Origin of the sequence: Paenibacillus sp. Aloe-11 (assembly GCF_000245715.1) — a bacterium.
Lineage (GTDB): Bacteria > Bacillota > Bacilli > Paenibacillales > Paenibacillaceae > Paenibacillus > Paenibacillus kribbensis.
Genome location: NZ_JH601066.1, coordinates 142,144 through 146,252 on the forward strand (window position 1 = coordinate 142,144; position 4,109 = coordinate 146,252).

The window sequence follows — 4,109 nt, forward strand, 5'->3', positions numbered from 1 at the left end:
GCGCCAGCCGGTCAAGCACCACGCAAGATGCCGGCACCATATATGCTGGCAAACGGGTGGCCAAATGAGTCCGCAACTGCTCCGGCAACACTTGCTCTGCCGGACGAGGGACAACATAAGCGCACAGGAACGTTTCGCCTACATCGCTGCGGACTGCCAGCACGACTGCCTCTTTCACAAGGGGGTGCCTCTGCAGCATCGCTTCGATTTCACCCAATTCAACCCGATGGCCGCGAATTTTCACCTGATCGTCCACACGGCCAACAAATTCGATATTACCGCCAGGCAGCCAGCGCGCCAAATCGCCACTCTGGTAACAACGGCGGCCCTGATGAAACGGATGAGGCACGAATTTTTCGGTAGTTAACTCTGGCCGGTTCAAATAACCTTGCGCAACTCCATCGCCTCCGATCCACAGCTCACCGACCGCTTCAAGCGGCTGAAGCTGGCCCGAAGGACCGACAATGTAGGCATCCGTCTGGTTGAGCGGCCGCCCGATCGGAACCGCGGCGGCATCTTCCGGCACCTCGTTCACCGGATAAAAGGTGGCGAAGACCGGTGTTTCCGTCGGTCCGTAGACGTGGATGATGCGGCCCTGCCCCATGGCGGCCAGTGCCCTCCGGACGTGACGGACGGAGGAGCGCTCCCCGCCGAACAATACTTTGCGGACCCCTTTCATCCACTCGGAGCCCGAATCCACCAGTACGTTAAACAACGCTGTCGTAACAAACATGACGGTGACACCTTCATCCTCAATCGTCTGCATCAATTTACCGACATTGAGAATCGTCTCATTCGCGGCAATGATCAGCTTTGCACCGTTCAGCAGTGCTCCAAACAAATCGAAGGTGAAGCCGTCGAATGCATAGTTTGACAGGGAGAGCAGCCTGTCGCTTGCAGCAATATCGATGTAATTCGTCCTGTGGACGACTCTGGTGATGTTGTCATGGGTCGTCAGATTGCCTTTCGGGTTGCCTGTCGTACCGGACGTGTACATCACGTAAGCGATATCGTCCGGAGGTATTTCGCAGGTAGTCGCCAAGTGGTCATCCGATTCGTCTCCGGCAGCAAAAGCGCCAGTCTCCCCGTCTTTCATCCTTACTTCATCCAGGTACAACCGCTGTCCAGCGTAGCCGGAAGCGTCGGCCAAACCGTCCGTTGCCCGGTGCAGCAGAAGCAGCTGTGCAGCGCTGTCCTCCAGCATATAGCGGATGCGTTCCTCTGGATACGCCGGATCTATCGGCATGTAGGCGCCGCCTGCTTTCAATACAGCCAAGATGCCGACAACCGTTTCGGCTGACCGGTACGCAAGCATCCCTACGATGGAGCCACGCCCTATCCCGCATTGGCGCAATTTTGAGGCGAGTCGGTTCGCCGCATCGTTTAGCTCCGCATAGGTGAGCGTATCAGCCCCGGCAACCAATGCGATTTGGTCAGGCGTTTCCTTTGCCGTGATTTCAAACCGCTGCGGCAGCGTCATCCGCTCTCTATTTTGCGGCTCCTCAGGATTAAAGGATAATAGCAAGCGCCTTTCATCGTCCGTTACAACCTCCATGTTGCCAAGCTTCATGCCCGGGTTCTGGATCATTTGCACGATAACAAAAATCAGTTGTTCTTTGAGCCGCTCAATAAAGGACGGGTCGAATACGCTCGCATTATATGCGAATTTCAACAGCATCTCGTCTCCAGGAGAGGCCATCACATTCAGATCATAATTCGACTGCTCAAATACCTCTGTTGTACTGGTCGTAAATCCGAGATCATTCTCCTCCTTCTTACCACCGTTTTCCTGCAGCGGATAATTTTCAAACACAATGACATGATCAATCAAATCAGGCTGAGCCGCGCGGCTCTGGATATCGTACAGCGGCACATATTGATGCGGCTCCGCGAGCAGCGTCTGCTCCTGAATTTCGGTCAGCAGATCACTTACGGTCATTTCGTTCGTCAAAACAACGCGCTTCGGCACGACGTTGATGAACAGGCCGACCATACTCTCGATGCCGGCGATTTCCGCCGGACGGCCCGACACGACTGTACCGAACATGATATCGTTCGAACGCTGGTATCTGCCCACCAATATAGACCAAGCGGCCTGAATCGCGGTGCTCAAGGTTACACTCCATTTTCGAGTCAGCTCCGACAGCGACCGTGTTTGTTCGGTTGTCAGACGAAACAGCAGCTCTGCCGGTTCATAGGCTGGACCTTGTCCCTTGCGCCGCTGCTCGGCGAATGTGGTCTGCCCTTCGTATCCGGTGGTGTAATCGTCCCAAAAAGTGAGCGATTTCGTTTTATCCCTTTTCTCAAGCCATTCAATATATTCCTTATAAGGCTTTGCCGGCCTCAAGCTATAAGGCTTGTTTTGAAGAAGTGCGGCATAAACGTCGAACAACTCCTGGGCCACAATGCCAAAACACCAGCCGTCCAAAATAATATGGTGATAGCTCCATATCCACGTATACATATCGGGACCCGTTTTGAACACGGCTGTCCGCATAGGCATGTCCTTGGACAGGTCGAAGCCGCGCTCCTTATCCTGCCTTTTGTACTCCTCGATTGTCTGCTTCCGCTGTTCAGGCGGTAATTGCGACAAATCAGTTTCCTCAATCCTGTAGCGCCGTTCCTTCAAAACGACCTGTAGGGGCCGCTTCATTTTTTCATGAAGAAACACCGTACGGAAAACGTCATACCGTTCGATCACGATGTTCATGCTTCGTTCCAGCAGATCCGTCCGGAACGATCCCTTGATGTTCATTTCGATTTGCTCGATATAGAAGCTTTGTCCGGCATGAAGCAGCGTATGAAACAACATGCCCTCCTGCATGGGCGACAAATAGTAAATATCCTGCACCTGGTCTTTCTGAAATTGACTCATGGACTTCCCCCTTATAAGCTCCGGCTTAATCCGCATACGCGGGCCGGGAAGACACACCCTCCCGACTGCGTTGCACTCTAGTCCGTATACCGTCAAAATTGCCGTCCGGCAGCCGTTTGTGTTAGCGAATGCGGCATCAGTTGAATTTTTCTCCCAGCATTTCAAAAATGTCGCTGACATCCTCCATCTCAAGGCCCTTCGCGCTGAAATCACTTGGCGTGTAATCCCTGTCCTCTTTTTCCACACAATGGCGGATGAGGCTGCACAGATGATGACGGAAACGTTCCATAAGCTCAGCCACCGTCCCTCTCAAGAACTCCCTTTTGTTAAAGGAGCATGACAGTGTGAAACACCCATTCCGTACGATGCCAACAAAATTAAGAGCATATAACGCTTCCGAGTTCGGACTGGTCTGCGAGCCCATCTCGTATGGAGAAGGCCCGAAGAAATCTGTATTCAGCTCACTGTCAATCTGTCCCAGATAATTGAAGCTGATTTCCGGCTGTTGCACCCGCAAGGACGGCATATCGCTTTCATCTGCATTGAAAAGATAAAGGTAGCGGTAAATACCGTAGCCGATTCCCTTATCCGGAACAGTCCGAAGGCTTTCTTTGATAAAAGGAATCAGCCGGGACGGATCGTCTGCAAATCCGGTATCCAGAACAACTGGATACTGGGCCGTGAACCACCCCACCGTACGCGAAATATCAAGGCCCTGCAGTATTTCTTCCCGGCCATGTCCCTCCAGGTTGATGCTCACTTTCTCCTGCCCTGTCCATTCCCGGAAGATCAGAACGAGCGCACTCAGCAACAGATCATTGATCTCCGTGCCGTAAGACCGGTGTGCTCGCGTCAGCAGTTGCTGCGTCTCCTCCTCCGTCAATCCAAATTGGATGGCGGCATGGTCTTTGACTTGGCGAATACCGATTTCGCTATCCTTCGGCAGAGCGGCTATGTCAACAGCTTTAAGCTCCTGCCAATAGCCCGCCTGCTTGAGAAAGGCTTCGGAGTGGGCATACTTCTCCAATTCGGCTGCCCACTGCCGGAACGAGTTTGTTTTGTCCTGCAGCGTAATCGGTTCATTTCGGCCTGCCTGTACGTAACCAGTTGCAAAGTCCTCCAGCAAAATACGCCATGATACGCCGTCTACGACCAGATGATGGATCACGATCAGCAGGTGGCTGCCCTGGTCTGTATGGAACATAGCCGCCTTCACCAGCGGTCCACGGCTTAG

The 4,109-nt window shown here is 53.2% G+C and carries 2 protein-coding genes; both read right to left on the minus strand.

The features are described from left to right. Positions 1 to 2,875 (minus strand): non-ribosomal peptide synthetase (locus WG8_RS20860; RefSeq protein WP_442950081.1); only part of this gene is annotated, 2,875 nt, incomplete at its 3' end. Between the two features lie 136 nt (positions 2,876 to 3,011). Continuing rightward, positions 3,012 to 4,109: condensation domain-containing protein (locus WG8_RS20865; RefSeq protein WP_007432233.1), on the minus strand; the 1,098-nt coding region annotated here is incomplete at its 5' end.